Origin of the sequence: Cytobacillus firmus (assembly GCF_023657595.1) — a bacterium.
Classification (GTDB): Bacteria; Bacillota; Bacilli; order Bacillales; family Cytobacillaceae; genus Cytobacillus; species Cytobacillus firmus_B.
This window is the reverse complement of record NZ_CP098323.1, coordinates 2,128,602-2,143,728: the sequence shown is the minus strand read 5'-3', so window position 1 is coordinate 2,143,728 and position 15,127 is coordinate 2,128,602. Positions and strand designations below refer to the sequence as shown.

Annotated in this window: 15 protein-coding genes and 1 pseudogene; 9 read left to right on the top strand and 7 right to left on the bottom strand. The window is 41.0% G+C overall.

All coding sequences use genetic code 11. The features are described from left to right. Positions 1-233: 233 nt before the first annotated feature. Positions 234-383, top strand: coding sequence for a small acid-soluble spore protein SspO (sspO, locus tag NAF01_RS10920; RefSeq protein WP_048010116.1), 150 nt, complete (start codon positions 234-236; stop codon positions 381-383). A gap of 314 nt (positions 384-697) precedes the next feature. On the opposite strand, the gene NAF01_RS10915 is transcribed toward sspO, so the two are convergent. Further along, positions 698-955 (bottom strand): hypothetical protein, encoded by a 258-nt coding sequence (locus tag NAF01_RS10915; protein ID WP_009334724.1) that lies wholly within the window; start codon positions 953-955, stop codon positions 698-700. An 86-nt stretch (positions 956-1,041) separates the two neighbouring features. On the opposite strand from NAF01_RS10915, the gene NAF01_RS10910 reads away from it, so the two are divergent. Together NAF01_RS10910 and NAF01_RS10905 are read left to right on the top strand one after the other, a co-directional pair. Beyond that, positions 1,042-1,221 (top strand): hypothetical protein, encoded by a 180-nt coding sequence (locus NAF01_RS10910; RefSeq protein ID WP_250802275.1) that lies wholly within the window; start codon positions 1,042-1,044, stop codon positions 1,219-1,221. Beyond that, the gene (locus tag NAF01_RS10905; RefSeq protein WP_076256329.1) at positions 1,218-1,364 is read left to right on the top strand and encodes a small acid-soluble spore protein P; all 147 of its coding nucleotides are present in this window, start codon (positions 1,218-1,220) and stop codon (positions 1,362-1,364) included. Before NAF01_RS10910 ends, NAF01_RS10905 begins: the two co-directional genes overlap by 4 nt. Positions 1,365-1,408: 44 nt before the next feature. On the opposite strand, the gene selA is transcribed toward NAF01_RS10905, so the two are convergent. Then, positions 1,409-2,806: an L-seryl-tRNA(Sec) selenium transferase gene (selA, locus tag NAF01_RS10900; RefSeq protein WP_250802274.1), complete on the bottom strand. Its 1,398-nt coding sequence runs from the start codon at positions 2,804-2,806 to the stop codon at positions 1,409-1,411. A gap of 92 nt (positions 2,807-2,898) precedes the next feature. Here selA and NAF01_RS10895 point away from each other — a divergent pair, with 92 nt between their 5' ends. Further along, entirely contained in the window at positions 2,899-3,300 is a 402-nt protein-coding gene (locus NAF01_RS10895) for an Hsp20/alpha crystallin family protein (RefSeq protein WP_048010119.1), read from the top strand. A gap of 86 nt (positions 3,301-3,386) precedes the next feature. On the opposite strand, the pseudogene NAF01_RS25050 reads toward NAF01_RS10895, so the two are convergent. Further along, positions 3,387-3,569 (bottom strand): annotated as a pseudogene (locus tag NAF01_RS25050) (Rdx family protein); the annotation flags it as partial. A 175-nt stretch (positions 3,570-3,744) separates the two neighbouring features. On the opposite strand from NAF01_RS25050, the gene NAF01_RS10890 reads away from it, so the two are divergent. Then, positions 3,745-4,488: an arylamine N-acetyltransferase family protein gene (locus tag NAF01_RS10890; protein ID WP_250802273.1), complete on the top strand. Its 744-nt coding sequence runs from the start codon at positions 3,745-3,747 to the stop codon at positions 4,486-4,488. Positions 4,489-4,522: 34 nt separating this feature from the next. Here NAF01_RS10890 and NAF01_RS10885 read toward each other — a convergent pair whose 3' ends face one another. Both NAF01_RS10885 and NAF01_RS10880 read right to left on the bottom strand, forming a co-directional pair. Continuing rightward, positions 4,523-5,467, bottom strand: coding sequence for an L-threonine 3-dehydrogenase (locus NAF01_RS10885; protein WP_076256322.1), 945 nt, complete (start codon positions 5,465-5,467; stop codon positions 4,523-4,525). Positions 5,468-5,523: 56 nt separating this feature from the next. After that, complete coding sequence (locus NAF01_RS10880; RefSeq protein WP_048010122.1) at positions 5,524-6,714, bottom strand: glycine C-acetyltransferase; 1,191 nt, start codon at positions 6,712-6,714, stop codon at positions 5,524-5,526. Positions 6,715-7,065: 351 nt separating this feature from the next. On the opposite strand from NAF01_RS10880, the gene arcA reads away from it, so the two are divergent. The 4 genes from arcA to NAF01_RS10860 all read left to right on the top strand — a co-directional run bounded on the left by arcA (position 7,066) and on the right by NAF01_RS10860 (position 13,003). Beyond that, positions 7,066-8,301, top strand: coding sequence for an arginine deiminase (arcA, locus tag NAF01_RS10875; protein WP_250802272.1), 1,236 nt, complete (start codon positions 7,066-7,068; stop codon positions 8,299-8,301). A 281-nt stretch (positions 8,302-8,582) separates the two neighbouring features. Then, complete coding sequence (katA, locus tag NAF01_RS10870) at positions 8,583-10,040, top strand: catalase KatA (protein WP_163141200.1); 1,458 nt, start codon at positions 8,583-8,585, stop codon at positions 10,038-10,040. Between the two features lie 286 nt (positions 10,041-10,326). Then, positions 10,327-11,880, top strand: a complete 1,554-nt coding sequence (locus tag NAF01_RS10865; protein ID WP_197215106.1) for an ABC-F family ATP-binding cassette domain-containing protein — start codon at positions 10,327-10,329, stop codon at positions 11,878-11,880. A gap of 268 nt (positions 11,881-12,148) precedes the next feature. Next, positions 12,149-13,003, top strand: coding sequence for a DegV family protein (locus NAF01_RS10860; RefSeq protein ID WP_163141206.1), 855 nt, complete (start codon positions 12,149-12,151; stop codon positions 13,001-13,003). Between the two features lie 33 nt (positions 13,004-13,036). Here NAF01_RS10860 and NAF01_RS10855 read toward each other — a convergent pair whose 3' ends face one another. Both NAF01_RS10855 and NAF01_RS10850 read right to left on the bottom strand, forming a co-directional pair. Next, positions 13,037-14,191 (bottom strand): homogentisate 1,2-dioxygenase, encoded by a 1,155-nt coding sequence (locus NAF01_RS10855; RefSeq protein WP_250802271.1) that lies wholly within the window; start codon positions 14,189-14,191, stop codon positions 13,037-13,039. A 9-nt stretch (positions 14,192-14,200) separates the two neighbouring features. Further along, complete coding sequence (locus tag NAF01_RS10850) at positions 14,201-15,124, bottom strand: fumarylacetoacetate hydrolase family protein (RefSeq protein WP_250802270.1); 924 nt, start codon at positions 15,122-15,124, stop codon at positions 14,201-14,203. Between the last annotated feature and the right edge of the window lie 3 nt (positions 15,125-15,127).

The following is a 15,127-nucleotide window of genomic DNA, read 5'->3' as shown; positions in this document are numbered from 1 at the left end:
TAAGTAAATAACAAGAAAGTTATTGTTTTTGATAAGTTTTTCTTATCATAATTTCTTATTTACTTCATTAAGCCTTTTAAATGCCGTAATTGATAGTGTTTTTCAATTAGACAAAAATACCTTACCTTGCCTGGTTATTATTCTGCAAAAACGAAAAAGGGAATCCGCCAGTCTAAAAAACAACATAAATTGACATTATCCAAGGAAAAATAGTATCAGGGAGGTGATTGACTATGGCTAAAAGAAAGTCTAATCATATTATTGAGGGTATGAACGCCGCAAAAGGTCAGGGCATGGGCGCAGGGTATAATGAGGAATATGCGAATGAACCATTAACAGAAGCTCAAAGGCAAAACAATAAAAAGCGCAAGAAGAATCAATAAAGTGAAACTTCAATCAGTGGGGAGTGCTTTTCTCCCCGCTGATTGTTAGTTGCGGCCCACAGGAAGTGGGTCACAAAGACGTTGCCACAGGACGTGGCGTTCTTAGTCTTTGTCCTTCTTTCGGGCCTTTACATTTAAAGCGAGACGACTTGCCCAGGGGTGACAAGCGAGCCCCTAGGAGTCGTAGCTAGACTGGGCAGTTTGACCCCCCTCTTATCTTCCTTTGATACCTTTGAGTCTTGAAGTGGGGGTCTTACTGCCCGTTAGACTGCGATAAATAATAATACCCGGCTGAACTGCAGCCGGGTAAATTTCTAGTATTGGTTTACATCATCAACCATGGATCTTAAATCCTGCTGGAATCTCTCCAGCTGTGCACGCTGATGGTCAGAAGCAACCTCCAGGGCATTTTCAATTTGAGCGTATGCTTCATTTACTTCCTGCTTTAGATGTTTTAGCTGATGTCCATAACTGGCAGAATCTTTTACAATTTCAGCGTAGAGCTCCTGTGCATCTTCCATTCCCTGCTGTGCAGCCTGAAATGCCTGCTGTTTATCTTTATGATATGGCATGCTTATTTCACTCCTAATAAAATTTGTACCATTAAATTGTGCAATAGCATCATAAAATATTCCGCGAAATCACTCAGGAGGAAATCTTGACATTCAGCCACATTTTGCAAGGCAATTTTTCAATAAAAAGAGACAAACTAACACATGAGATGAAGGTGAATATCACCTTGTATCTTTTCTACCCGTCAGCCATTAAGACGGCAGCCGGCATATCAGTTGCCTGGAGCGGAAGAAACATCCTATTATCCGAGGAGGGCTTCAATTGAACAAAAACAATGGCAAAGACATGCGCAGAAATGCACCTAAAGGACATAACAATGATGGACAGCCTGAACCATTAAGCGGCTCTAAGAAAGTAAAAAACCGTAACCACACCAGACAAAAACATAATTCACACCACGATATGTGAATGTAAAGAAGCAGCTGCCTCATCATCAGGCAGCTGCTTTTTCTTTATACAGCAATTAAAGCATTTATTATGGTGTCCTCTTCTTCAGCAGTTACTGTCCTAAGATCAATCAGAATTTCTTCCTTTTGAATCCTGACTATTATGGAAGAATTAATCCTTAACTGGCGGCCGATATGATCTGCTGAATATTGACGGTGCTTTAAAACAGCAATCCAGGATGGAAGCTCTACCTCAGGCATCGTGCCTCCCCCAACCTGCCCTGTACTTTGTCTCATTGAGCATACATAATCGTTCCCGGCGGCTTGTAATCTGTTAAGAAATTGGGACGTTCTCACTTTGAGTTCATCACTGGTCATCAAAACATCATGGACCACAGGAATATTTTTCAGACCCTCTTCGCCTTTTAAGTAATCAATTAGCGTGCCTTCGAGAGCAGCAATGGTCATTTTATCTACCCGGAGAACCCGGGCAAGCTGATGTTTTTTCAGCTTTTCGATTAAATCCTTTCTTCCGGCAATAATTCCTGCCTGTGGACCGCCCAAAAGCTTATCTCCGCTGAAAGAAACGATATCTGCCCCCATTTTTAAAACATCGCTGACTGCTGGTTCATTTCCGATTCCTTTGCTTTTAAAATCAAAAAGTGCACCGCTTCCCAGATCTTCATAAAATATGAGGTTTTTTTCTTTTGATAGGCGGGCAAGTTCCCCGGTGCCGACTTCTTTCGTAAAACCGATAATTTTAAAATTGCTCGTGTGCACCTTCATAATCATGGCTGTATCTTCATTTATCACTTTTTCATAATCTTCCAGGTGGGTTTTATTTGTTGTTCCCACTTCAACGAGCTTTGCCCCGCTCTCTTCCATTATGCTTGATACCCTGAAGGAGCCTCCGATTTCAACTAGCTGTCCACGGGAAACGATTACTTCTTTTTCTTCCGCAAGAGCTCTTAAAATGAAATAAACGGCAGCAGCGTTATTATTGACTGCCATGGCTGCTTCTGCACCTGTCAGTTCTTTGACCAGATTTTCCAGGTGACTATGCCTGGATCCCCGTTCGCCTTCAACCAGGTTATACTCCAAATTGGAATAGTTCATGGCAGCTTCAAGCACATGATCCGCTGCAGACTTGCTTAACCGTGCCCGGCCAAGATTAGTGTGAAGAATAGTGCCAGTAGCATTAATAACTCTTTTAAGTGTATATCCATACCGAACAGTGATTACCTCTTCTGCTTTTTGAAATATTAGGTCCGTAAACTTCTCCGTACCGGGCTCCTCACCGGTCCAATTCCCAGCAAGAATAGTATTCCTTATTTCAGAAATTACCTCTTTCAGCATGTTGGTTGTATGTATAAAGTCAATTCCATACTGGTTCATTAAATTAGTAAAACGCCGGTCTTTTTGCAGTTCATGCACCGGCAAAATATTTCTGACTGTACTCTTCATAATATCCCTCCAGCATTTCCCCCGTTATTATATCATTTTTCACTAATTTGCATGAAATGAATACTATAGAATGAAACAAGGGGGTTTTGAAGTTGAACAAAAAGGAAGATTTCCATCCTTTTAATTTGAGTGAATTGGAAAAATGGATGGAGGATTATTACCTGGACCCGCTTTCTTCTTATTTGGATCAGATAACATTCCGCATCGACTTATACGATACGGAAGCGCAGATTATCGTTGAGGCGCTTTTAACGGGATGTGCATCAAAAGATGTAACCGTTTCCTTAAAAGAAGACAGCGTAATCATCAAAGCTGCTAAAATAGATGACACAGAAGCAATTCGGCGCGGTCATCCATGCATGCGAAAAGTTAAACTGCCTTTCTCAGTTGTAAATAAAATGGTTAGTGCAGAGTTTGCAAATGAGATATTAGAGATTTTTATCAATAAAAATGAAGCGGGACCGGGATGCAATAGAGAGATAATCATCGATTGATAAACTGAGCTAGAGGTTGCCTTATACCCTTTGTTTACATAGATCAGGAAAAAACCTTCTCCGCCCGGAGAAGGTTTTTTACCGTTTTAATTTTGCATTTTTTCGATGATTTCTTTGGTTTTAGGAAAAACGCCTGTATCCAGCTTAGAATAAAGCTTTTCTCCATTCACTGTTACTTCAAAAGCTCCGCCCTTGCTTGGGACCAGCTCCATTTTTGAAATATCAGAACGAAAATGAGTAAATAGCTCTTCCGCGAAACTCGCGGCTTTAGGTGCGTAGTTTCACATCATGCAAAATTCAACTTTTACTTCATAAGTCATATTTTAACCCCCGTGTATTTGTTAAAATAAAATATAATGACATTCTAGTATAACTATTTTATTACTGCAAATCGATTTGTTTTTCCTTCAAAATAGAAAGCAAAAAAATTTATGGAGTGATTTGATGGATGCACAAAAATACCTGCAGCGAATTAAAGTTTCGGCTGACCGTAATCTGGATCTTGAATATCTGACAAAACTGCAGAGAGGGCATATGCTCAATATTCCATTTGAAAACTTGGATGTGACACGAAAAATCCCGATAAGGCTGGACACAGATTTGTTTTCTGAGAAAATACTGGAACGGAGCCGGGGAGGCTTTTGCTATGAATTAAACGGTCTGTTTCAACTTCTGCTGTCGGAACTGGGATTTCAATCACATCTTATTTCCTGTACCGTTAAAAAGCCTGATGGATGGGTCAGAGAAGATTCTCATGCAGCCATACTGGTTTACTTGCACCAGCTTCCTTATTTGGTTGATGTAGGGTTTGGTGATTCCGTCAGGCAGCCTCTGCCTTTAACCGGTGAGGAAAGAACCGATGTCAGCGGAACATATAGGATAAAATCAACAGCTGGAGAAAAGTTCGATCTTCAACGGCTTGCGGATGGCAAATGGAAAATTCTATACCGTTTTTCTGATAAGCCGGTGCAGCTTGGCGACTTTCATGATGCCTGTTTATTCAATCAAACCTCACCCGAATCCCATTTTACACATGGCGACCTGGCCACTATTGCTACAAAGGATGGCCGTATTACACTTTCGGGATTAACTGTCACTAAGTCTGAAGAATCCAGAAAAAATAAATTCGAACTAACCGAGGAGGAAAAAAGAGAATTTCTTCTCGGGCAATTCAGAATAAAATTGTAAAAGGGACAGCCCAGCGGCGTCCCTTTTAAATTGATCATAATTTTGTTCTTAATTTATCAAGCATATCAGCAGTCATTTTTGCTAAATCAAAATCTGCTTTGAATCCCCACTCTTCTTTTGCTGCAGAAGCATCAATCGAGTTTGGCCAGCTGTCTGCAATTCCCTGGCGCACAGGATCCACTTCATAAGAAATTTCAAACCCAGGGATATGCTTTCTGATCTCAGCTGCAATCTGTTCAGGTTCAAAACTCATTGCTGTTACATTAAAGGAGTTGCGGTGGATGAGTTTATCTGCATCAGCTTCCATTAAATCAACGATGGCATTCAGCGCATCCGGCATATACATCATATCCATATATGTGCCTTTGTCGATATAGGATGTATAGCGGCCATTTTTAATGGCTTCATAATAGATCTCAACAGCGTAATCCGTCGTTCCGCCCCCTGGAGGAGTTACATAGGAGATTAAACCAGGGAACCTCAAGCCTCGAGTATCTACTCCAAACTTGTAATAGTAGTAATCTGACAGCAATTCGCCTGCAACCTTATTCACGCCATACATAGTAGTTGGGCGGTGAATAGTATCCTGTGGAGTGTTGTCTTTAGGCGTAGAAGGGCCAAATGCGCCAATAGAGCTTGGCGTAAAGAATTGTGCATTACACTCTCTTGCTGTTTCAAGTGCATTCATAAGCCCGCCCATATTTAAATTCCATGCAAATACAGGGTTAGCCTCAGCTGTAGCTGATAATAGAGCTGCCATATGAATAACTGTATCTACATTGTATTTCTTTGCTGTATCCAGCATTGATTTTGCATCGGTAACGTCAACCATTTCAAATGGCCCTGAATTAGCAGCCTCGGAGTCATTTTTTCTGATATCTGTTGCGATAACATTGTCCGTTCCATAAATTTCTCTTAATTTCAAGGTTAGTTCAGAGCCGATTTGGCCTAAAGCTCCTGTAATCATTATCCGTTTCATCTTATTCCTCCAACGTTTCCTCTTTGCCTTAATTTTGAAGCCATTTATAGCCGAACTTAAATAATTCCCATTTCTTTGCCGACTTTTTCATAAATCGCAATTGCCTGATCCAGCATTTCTTTCGTATGTGCTGCAGATGGCATGTTTCTGACACGGCCCGTTCCCCTAGGGACTGTCGGGAAGACGATTGATTTTGCATAAACGCCTTCTTCATTGAGCTTTTTACTGAATTCCTGTGTTTTTACTTCATCTCCAACAATACAAGGAGTAATCGGTGTTTCGCTGTCGCCAATATCAAAGCCTAATTTTTGCAGCCCGTCTTTAAGGTAGTTGGCATTTTCCCATAGCTTTTCATTCAGCTCTGTGCTTTCCATCAGCAGCTCAATAGCTTTCGTACTTGCTGCTACATCTGCAGGTGTTAAAGATGTAGAGAATAGGAATGGTCTGCTGCGTACTTTCAGCCAATCAATCAAGTCCTTTTTGCCGGCCACATATCCCCCAACAACACCAATCGCCTTTGAAAGTGTGCCGATCTGGAAATCGATTTTATCGGAAAGGCCGAAGTGCTTAACAGTGCCTGCTCCCTTTCCAAGAACACCTGAACCGTGTGCATCATCCACATATGTGATCAGATCGAACTCTTCAGCGATTTCCACGATCTCAGGAAGCTTGGCGATATCCCCATCCATCGAGAAGACTCCGTCAGTAATAACCATGATCTTGTTGTACTGTCCTGATTCTTTCGCTTCCTTCGCTTTAGCTCTTAAATCTTCCATATCAGAATGATTTACGCGAATAATCTTGGCTTTGGATAAGCGGCATCCATCAATAATGGAAGCATGGTTCAGCTCATCAGATAAAATGGCATCATTTTTATCCATAACAGCAGAAATAGCAGCCATATTACAATTAAATCCGGACTGGTATGCGATAGCTGCTTCTGTATGCTTGAACTCAGCCAGCTTTTCTTCTAGTTTCGTGTGAAGCTCAAGTGTTCCATTGATCGTGCGGACAGCACCTGCTCCAACCCCATATTTTTCAATTGCTTCGATTGCAGACTTTTTTAGTCTTTCATCAGTTGCCAAACCTAAATAGTTATTGGATGAAAGATTAATTAGTTCTCTGCCGTTGATTTTAATTATTGGACCATTTGGGCTTTCAAGTGGGTCAATTACGTTGTAAAGTCCTCTATCCTTTAAATCCTCCAGGTTTTCTTGTAAAAAAGCATCTAAAATTTTGCTGGTCATATCAGTATCCCCCAGTACTTTTTATTGAATGTCGCCAACTCATATACAACTGTATTTTCAGAGAGGACATTTTTTAATTAAACAAACTTAGCTATGTAAAGGTTTTTTCACATTATACTTTAACACAATTTTTCATTTTGTACACTTATGAAGGACAGATTTTCTATTAGTGTTTCTATGAAATTTCCTTATAATAAGTTTTCCCTATTATCTCGAAAAAATTTACCTGCATATTTAGCTCAATTGAATAAATATACACATAATTGATCTGTTTACTCTATGATTGCACAGGGAACCAATCAAACATAGAACAATAGGTCAGGCATTAAGCCTTTGGAGGTATTTATTATAATGAAACATCCGCTAAATGTAACTTCGGAAATAGGAGAATTAAAGACGGTCCTTCTGCATAGGCCGGGTAAGGAGATCGAAAATCTTACGCCTCAATATTTGAAAAGACTTTTATTCGATGACATTCCTTTTCTGCCTGCCATTCAAAAAGAACATGATTATTTCGCCAATATATTAAGCAACCGCGGTATTGAGGTCTTATATCTCGATAAATTGATGACAGAAGCCATACAGCAGGACGAGCCCAGACTGGCTTTTATTGAAAAGGTCTTACGGGAAAGTCAATCAAATATCAATGGTTCCTACGATACAGTGAAAGAGTATCTTTTAGCTCTTCCTCCCGATGAACTGGTTAAGAAAGTGATGGCTGGTGTCGTTAAATCGGATATTGATCAGGATAAGAAAATTCATCTTCATGAAATGATGCCGGATCATTATCCTTTTTATCTCGACCCTATGCCCAACCTTTATTTTACCCGGGATCCGGCTGCGGTTATCGGTGAAGGCATAACGATTAATCGAATGCATGAGCCTGCAAGGAGAAGGGAATCCATTTTTATGGACTGCATCATGAATCATCATCCGCGTTTTAATAAACATGAAATCCCTGCTTACTTCAAGCGTGATGATCTCTACTCTCTTGAAGGTGGAGATGAACTGATTTTAAGTGATGAAGTGGTTGCTATTGGCGTCAGTGCAAGAACCTCTGCACAAGGAATTGAAAAACTTGCACGAGAGTTATTCTCCCGTCAGGATGCCATTAAAAAGGTTGTGGCAGTTGAAATCCCTAAAATTCGCGCATTCATGCACCTGGATACCGTTTTCACTATGATTGATCATGATAAATTCACCTACCATCCTGCAATTGAGGATAGAGATGGCAGTATGAAAATTTACATACTGGAACAGGAGAATAATTCTGATACTCTTAAGATTACAGAGAAAAACTCGCTGAAAGAAACCTTGAAAGAAGTGCTTCATCTTAATGAATTAGTGTTAATCCCCTGCGGAGGAGGCTGCCCGATTGCATCGGCACGCGAACAGTGGAATGATGGCTCCAATACACTCGCCATCGCTCCCGGTGTAGTTGTCACTTACGACAGGAACTATGTTTCAAATGATATACTCCGGCAAAATGGAGTTGAAGTTATTGAAATTCTCAGCTCAGAACTTTCAAGAGGTCGCGGCGGCCCAAGATGCATGAGCATGCCGATCATAAGGGAGAATATTAGCTAATAAATCGGGCGGTTGCCAAACCGCCCGATTTTTTATATTAGAGATCCTTCCTACTCCTACTCCTTCCCCTTTCAAAAAACAAGTTCTTTTAGGTAAAAACGGAAATATAAATATACTAATGCCTTTTTAAAACAAGCATTTGCCTGCTCTTTTTATAAGATGTTTCTCTTAATAATTTATATTTATTTATAATAATTATAAAAAAGTATTGATTTTACTTTGAGAAGTGTTATCATTACAAATATAAGCAAGTTATTAAACTTTTATGAGGTGATTATAGAATGACAAAAAAGAACAATCTCACTACAAGCTGGGGAGCCCCAGTTGGCGACAACCAAAATTCAATGACTGCCGGCTCAAGAGGGCCAACCTTGATCCAGGATGTACACTTGCTGGAAAAGCTCGCCCATTTTAATAGAGAACGTGTGCCTGAGCGTGTTGTTCATGCAAAAGGTGCGGGTGCACATGGCTATTTTGAAGTTACAAATGACCTCACTAAATATACAAAAGCCGCATTTCTGTCTGAAGTAGGCAAAAGAACGCCTTTATTCATCCGTTTTTCAACTGTAGCCGGCGAACTTGGTTCTGCAGATACTGTACGCGATCCGCGCGGCTTTGCTGTTAAGTTCTATACAGAAGAAGGAAACTACGATCTTGTAGGAAACAACACGCCTGTATTCTTTATCCGGGATGCAATCAAGTTCCCTGACTTTATTCATACACAGAAGCGTGATCCTAAGACTCATTTGAAAAATCCGACTGCCGTCTGGGACTTCTGGTCATTATCCCCTGAGTCGCTGCACCAGGTAACCATCTTAATGTCTGACCGGGGAATTCCTGCAACACTAAGACATATGCATGGATTTGGAAGTCATACCTTCAAGTGGGTTAATGATAAAGGCGAAGGCGTCTGGGTGAAATATCACTTTAAAACAGAGCAAGGTGTTAAAAACCTCAGCGTAGAAGCTGCAGCTAAAATGGCGGGCGAAAATCCGGATTACCATACAGAGGACTTATTCAATGCAATTGAGAATGGAGACTATCCTTCCTGGAAGCTTTGCGTGCAAATCATGCCGCTTGAGGATGCAAATACTTACCGTTTCGACCCATTCGATGTCACGAAAGTGTGGTCACAAAAAGATTACCCATTAATCGAAGTAGGACGTATGGTTCTCAATAGAAATCCGGAAAACTACTTTGCTGAAGTTGAGCAGGCTACCTTCTCTCCCGGAACTCTAGTACCTGGCATTGATGTGTCACCTGATAAAATGCTCCAGGGCCGCCTGTTTGCCTACCATGATGCACACCGTTACCGTGTAGGGGCAAACCATCAGATGCTGCCAATCAACCGCCCTAAAAACGAAGTGCAAAACTATCAGCGTGACGGCCAGATGCGCTTTGACAACAATGGCGGAGGATCTGTTTATTACGAGCCGAACAGCTTTGGGGGACCAACTGAAGTACAGGAGCACAAACAGGCTGCATACCCTGTATCCGGTTTAGCCGAAAGCGTTGCGTATGACCATAATGACCACTACACACAAGCCGGTGATCTATACCGCTTAATGAGTGAAGAGGAACGCTCCCGTCTTGTGGCAAACATTGTTGCTGCCATGAAGCCTGTAGAAAAAGAAGAAATTAAACTGCGCCAGATTCAGCATTTCTTTAAAGCGGATCCTGATTACGGTACACGTATTGCTAAAGGCCTTGGCCTGGCAGTTCCGCAGGGAGTCAAGTGAACCATTAGAAATAGTAAAAGGTGCCAATAACCTAATTGGCACCTTTTTTCCGGTTGAAGTGTTAATGTGACCCCCTATTTGCTGATCTCCCAATATTACTTCCCGCCTATTTTTCAATGCTATAAAATTAACCATCAGTTTTAAAAGAGCCTATAATTAAATAAGGGCAGAATTCATTTTATCCCAATAATTGAATTGCATTTTTCACAGGAAATAACTTTAGATAGAAAAAACAGTTTAAATCTAGTAAGATATCCACATGGAATATTAGAGAAGGGGTAAAAAAATGAGCGTATTAAACGTACAAAACTTAAGTCACGGTTTCGGTGATCGTGCGATTTTCAATGATGTGTCTTTTCGGCTTTTAAAAGGTGAACACGTTGGGCTAGTAGGGGCAAATGGTGAGGGTAAGTCTACTTTCATGAATATAGTTACCGGGAAGCTGCAGCCCGACGAGGGGAAAGTTGAGTGGTCACGAAAAGTTCGTGTTGGTTACTTAGATCAGCATGCTGTACTCAAAAAAGGCACTACGATGCGTGAAGCTTTAAGTACTGCTTTTCAATATCTTTTTGATGCTGAAACAGAGATCAATGAACTTTATGCAAAAATGGGTGATGAAGGTGCTGATATCGATGCATTACTTGCAGAAGTTGGAGAGCTGCAAGAAACTTTAGATAGTAATGATTTCTATCAAATTAATTCAAAAGTTGAGGAAGTTGCCCGTGGCCTGGGATTAGACGAAGTTGGACTTGATAGAGATATAGATGACCTTAGCGGTGGGCAGCGTACCAAAGTTTTGCTGGCTAAGCTTTTGCTGGAAAAGCCTGAAATCCTATTACTGGACGAGCCTACAAACTATTTGGATGAACAGCATATCGAATGGCTGAAGCGCTATTTACAGGAATATGAGAATGCATTTATTTTGATTTCACATGATATTCCATTCCTGAACAGTGTTGTTAACTTGATCTATCACATGGAAAACCAGGAGTTGAATCGCTATGCTGGGGACTATGATAACTTCTTAAAAGTATATGAAATGAAAAAGCAGCAGCTGGAATCTGCATACAAGCGGCAACAACAAGAAATTGCCGATTTAAAGGATTTCGTTGCCCGCAACAAGGCAAGTGTTGCGACTCGCAATATGGCGATGTCCCGTCAAAAGAAGCTCGACAAAATGGAAATTATTGAATTGGGGAGAGAGAAGCCGAAACCAGAGTTTATTTTCAAAGAAGCTCGTGCAGCCAGCCGCTGGATTTTCACGACTGAAGATCTTGTTATTGGTTACAATGAACCACTTTCCCGCCCTCTTAATTTGAAAATGGAACGCGGACAAAAAATTGCATTTGTGGGTGCTAACGGTATTGGTAAATCTACTCTGTTAAAAAGTATTCTTGGCTTGATTAATCCAATTTCGGGTATAGTGGAACGCGGTGAGTATCAACACATCGGTTACTTCGAACAGGAAGTTAAACAGTCCAACTATAACACTTGTATTGAAGAAATCTGGAGCGAGTTCCCAAGTATGAATCAGGCTGAAGTTCGTGCTGCTCTTGCAAAATGCGGATTAACGACGAAACATATTGAAAGTAAAGTCGAAGTCCTTTCTGGTGGCGAAAAAGCGAAGGTTCGATTGTGTAAAATATTAAACACAGAAACGAATTTATTAATTCTGGACGAACCTACCAATCACTTGGATGTGGATGCAAAAGAAGAATTAAAGCGTGCTTTAAAGGCATACCGCGGAAGTATCCTGATGGTTTCCCACGAACCTGATTTCTATCGTGAAATTGCGACCGATATTTGGAATTGTGAGGATTGGACTACGAAAGTTTTTTAATAAAGATTAAGGACTCTCCCCTGCCACGCAGGGGATTTTTTCATTTTAAGATACTTTTTATCATTACATTCATTGTTCACAAAAGATTCTTATTTGCCTTCAAGTGCTCCATATATACTTCTAACTGACATACACAGGATATTTCCTATAAATGGATCACTAAAAAGCAATACAGGTAATGGTCTATTCGTGTATAATGAGGGGAGTTTTCAATAATGGAAGCGGTTCAATTTATTCCAAAATAATTGACAAAGGACTTAAAACATTTATGATAAAAAAGAAAATTGCCTGGATTACAGACAGCACAGCCTATGTTACTAAGGAGATGCTGGGACATCCTGACGTTTATGTGGTTCCTCTAACTATTACATTCGGTGAGGAATCCTATGAAGATGGTATTGATTTAAATACAGATCAGCTGTATAGCCGGATTCGCAATGAAAAAGAAGTTCCTAAAACTTCACAGCCCTCCGCCGGAAAATTTGCGGAACTATTTGAATCATTGAAGCCGGAATATGATGCTGCAGTTGCTGTTCATGTATCCAGCAAGCTTAGCGGCACGCTAAATAGCTGTATAGCCGGAGCAGAGCTGGCAGAGTTTCCTATTTTCACAGTCGATTCTAAATGTATGTCTTATGCTATTACAACATTGATCAATAAAGGATTAAAGCTTGCTGAAAATGATATGCCGGCGCATAAAATTGCAGATATCCTGCAAAGTGAGACAGAGAAATCCGAGAATTATATATTGCTTGGAAGCCTTGAGCAATTTTATAAGGGCGGCAGAATGTCAGGCACACAATACCTGCTGGGAAGCATATTAAAAATAAAGCCAATTATCCGCATTAACCGGGATGGGGAGTTTGAACTGTTTGATAAAGTCCGTTCAGAAAAAAAAGCAATCAAAAGAATGATAGAATTGCTTGGGAATTCATATGAAAACCACACAATCCCCCAGGTTCAAATCATGCATGGGAATGTGCCTGCAAATGCGGAGGAGCTGGCCGAAGAAATAAAGTCCCATTTTCCGCGCCTCGATATTTTCATTGGTGATATTAGTTCAACGATCGCTGCACATGCCGGCGAGGGAACTCTAGCCATTATTTGGCAGAACGCAAGTTAAAAAAGCACTCTCCGAAAGGAAAGTGCTTTTTTTCTACTCCACCCAAGTAAACATGTACTTCTCATCTTCTATTAGATTAGCGTGTTTCACCAGCTTTAACGGCTTGAATGTATCAATCATAACAGCAAGCTCAAGAGTTTCCTTTTTCCCTATGCTGGCTTCTGTTTTTCCAGGGTGAGGGCCATGTGGAATCCCGCTTGGATGAAGGGTGATGGAGCCTTCTCTAATCCCCTTCCTGCTCATGAAATTGCCTTCCACATAGTACAGCAGTTCATCACTGTTGACATTGCTGTGATAGTAAGGGGCAGGGATGGCCTCTGGATGATAGTCATATAATCTGGGAACAAAGGAACACACAACAAAGTTATGGCCTTCAAATGTCTGATGGACCGGCGGAGGCTGATGCACCCTTCCGGTAATCGGTTCAAAATCTTCTATATTAAAGACCCACGGATAAAGATAGCCGTCCCAGCCCTCCACATCAAGCGGGTGATGATTCAGAATATGAGAATGCAAATATCCCCTGGTTTTCGTGATAATTTCATATTCTCCTTTTTGATCATATGTTTCCAGTGTTTCCGGTCCCCTGATATCCCGTTCGCAAAATGGACTATGTTCAAGCAGCTGCCCATACTCATTCCGGTATCTTCTTGGTGTTGTAATCTGGCTGAAAGACTCAACAAGGAGCACTTTAGTCATCTGCTCTTTATCCGGAATTACGCGGTAAATAGTGCCAATCGGAATAATGACATAGTCTCCAGGACGATAGGATAAAGTTCCGAACATGGTCTCAACTTTTCCGGTTCCATAGTGAATGTAGAGCATCTCATCTCCATCGCCATTCCGGTAAAAGCTTTTCATGGGCTCAGTAATATTTATGGTGCCTATTAAAAGGTCATCATTCCCGAGCAGATATTCCCTTGCTGAAAGTGCATCCCCTTTCTTTTCAATTTGATCTGTAAACAAATGCCTATGCTTTAAGCTCCCCTGATCTTCATACTCTGGAACATATTTTCCGATCAGTTCAGTTCGTGCTACTTCTGTCGGCATATAGTGATGATAAAGAATGGATTGGGTGCCGGAAAAACCTTTTGTTCCCATTACCTGTTCCCTGAATAGAGTTCCATCCGATTTTTTGAAGGTTGTATGGCGTTTGTGCGGGATTTTCCCCATTTGACGATAAAACATATTTCCACCTCACTCATTTGCGATCCGATTTTTTAATATTCCGAGATTGCCAATTTCAAGCTCAACCTCATCTCCAGGCTTAAGCCAGCGGTGCACATCGGTGCCCAGCTCAAGGATGCAGCCGCTGCCAACAGTCCCGGAGCTTATCATTTCACCTGGGCAGAGTGTTACACCATCTGAAGCCCGCTCAAGCATTTCGTAAAAGGAATAGTAGATATCCTGCATATTCCCTTCTGAAAGAAGAGTTCCGTTGACTTTTGCTGTCATCAGCAAATCATAGCCATTTTCAACACGGAAATTCTCAAGCTCATCCTTTGTAACGATATATGGCCCGACAGAAGTGGCAAAATCCTTCCCTTTGGCAGGGCCAAGACCTACCTTCATTTCTTTTCGCTGAATATCTCTTGCACTCCAATCATTCAGGATGCAATACCCAAATATATAATCATCCGCTTCGGCAGCTTTAATATCCTTTCCTTCTTTGCCGATAATACAGGCAATTTCGAGCTCGTAATCAAGCCATTCACAATGCTTGGGACGCGAAATTTCTTCATTTGGACCCTTAATGCTCAGATGATTTGAAAAATAAAAGACGGGTATTTCATACCATTCGGGTATCATATCAAGTCCGCGGTTATCTCTTGCCGTTTTCACGTGTTCTTCAAAAGCATAGAAATCCCGAAAGCTTTTTGGATTTGGCAGTGGAGCCATTAAGTTCACTTCGGATAAAGGATATACCCCTTTATCCGTGTTCTTCAGTTTTTTGCTGGAAGATAGGTACTCCATAAAAAACTCATGATTCTCAAGGAATGCCAGCATTGTTTTGGGCAGAACACCATTGGTCGCTTCATGCATATCAACAGCATACTCCTCATTCTTCAGCCAGCCCGCTCTTATAGATCCATCCGGTTTTCGAAAGGTTATGAATTTCATAGC

What these genes read in the sequence shown, in the direction of transcription:
- katA (WP_163141200.1), top strand. Translation starts at nt 8,583, where the DNA reads ATGACAAAAAAGAACAATCTCACTACAAGCTGGGGAGCCCCAGTTGGC.
- NAF01_RS10880 (WP_048010122.1), bottom strand. Translation starts at nt 6,714, where the DNA reads ATGACCAGCAAAATTTTAGATGCTTTTTTACAAGAAAACCTGGAGGAT.
- selA (WP_250802274.1), bottom strand. Translation starts at nt 2,806, where the DNA reads ATGAAGAGTACAGTCAGAAATATTTTGCCGGTGCATGAACTGCAAAAA.
- NAF01_RS10855 (WP_250802271.1), bottom strand. Translation starts at nt 14,191, where the DNA reads ATGTTTTATCGTCAAATGGGGAAAATCCCGCACAAACGCCATACAACC.
- NAF01_RS10860 (WP_163141206.1), top strand. Translation starts at nt 12,149, where the DNA reads ATGATAAAAAAGAAAATTGCCTGGATTACAGACAGCACAGCCTATGTT.
- NAF01_RS10865 (WP_197215106.1), top strand. Translation starts at nt 10,327, where the DNA reads ATGAGCGTATTAAACGTACAAAACTTAAGTCACGGTTTCGGTGATCGT.
- arcA (WP_250802272.1), top strand. Translation starts at nt 7,066, where the DNA reads ATGAAACATCCGCTAAATGTAACTTCGGAAATAGGAGAATTAAAGACG.
- NAF01_RS10850 (WP_250802270.1), bottom strand. Translation starts at nt 15,124, where the DNA reads ATGAAATTCATAACCTTTCGAAAACCGGATGGATCTATAAGAGCGGGC.
- NAF01_RS10890 (WP_250802273.1), top strand. Translation starts at nt 3,745, where the DNA reads ATGGATGCACAAAAATACCTGCAGCGAATTAAAGTTTCGGCTGACCGT.
- NAF01_RS10885 (WP_076256322.1), bottom strand. Translation starts at nt 5,467, where the DNA reads ATGAAACGGATAATGATTACAGGAGCTTTAGGCCAAATCGGCTCTGAA.
- NAF01_RS10915 (WP_009334724.1), bottom strand. Translation starts at nt 955, where the DNA reads ATGCCATATCATAAAGATAAACAGCAGGCATTTCAGGCTGCACAGCAG.
- sspO (WP_048010116.1), top strand. Translation starts at nt 234, where the DNA reads ATGGCTAAAAGAAAGTCTAATCATATTATTGAGGGTATGAACGCCGCA.